General features: G+C 66.5%; 2 pseudogenes. Both read left to right on the top strand.

From position 1 onward, the window contains the following. A pseudogene (locus AC1RWI_RS38030) lies at positions 1–288 on the top strand (hypothetical protein); the annotation flags it as partial. A 146-nt stretch (positions 289–434) separates the two neighbouring features. Further along, positions 435–809: pseudogene (locus tag AC1RWI_RS38035) on the top strand (hypothetical protein); the annotation flags it as partial.

The following is an 809-nucleotide window of genomic DNA, read 5'->3' on the forward strand; positions in this document are numbered from 1 at the left end:
CCGGATCTGGACCAGATCGATGCGGTGCACAGCGTGTCGGAGCAGATGGTGGGGCCAGCCGGCGCGGCCAGCTTCGCCGTCAACGCGGCGTTTGCGGCGGCCTACGCCAACCAGAACGGCAAGAGCGCGGTGGTGACGAGTCTCGCCAACCCGGACGATGCGTGGGCGGTGCTGATTGCGCCGCCGCCGGGCTGGCAGCCGCAGCCGCCGGTGACGACATGGGACCGCGCGCGTGGCGAGGGCAGCGCGTACTGGCCGTGGTTCGGCAAACGAGCAGGGCAACCATGAGGCAAAGGGATATCCGCACCCTTGTGCATCGGGGCAGGCAGGCATCACGCAAGAGCCATCTTGCCGCGCGCGTGTGCATTGCGACAAGTGTCTGTTTCTTGGTGGCCGCTTGCCAGTCGTCCGGCGTCAGCTACTCCCGCAAGCCCGTGGCATGGCCGCGCCCGTCAGCGGCTGCCGCCAATACCGATCCCTCCTCCGCGCCGGCCGCGCTGGTGCTGGGGGTGCAATGGCTGAACCCGCTGATGTGGCGGGACTACCCAACTCAATGGAACCTGCTATGGGCGCAGGGGCTGGCCCAGCCCAATGCGAACGACACGGAGGCCGGGCGCTTCAAGCTTGGGGACGCCGTGGGCCGGCTGGTCACCGGGATCAGCCCGGGCAGGCGCGTCGAGGACATCCCGAATCTTCAGATTCGCTATAGGAATGGCTTGGGTGATCTGCTCAATAACCCACTTCGCACGCTCGATACCTACGCGAGCGATCCAAACTATTTTTATTCGGTGCGCCAGGGCACTGACCGG

The organism is Cupriavidus sp. MPR-AND1C, from assembly GCF_058809705.1.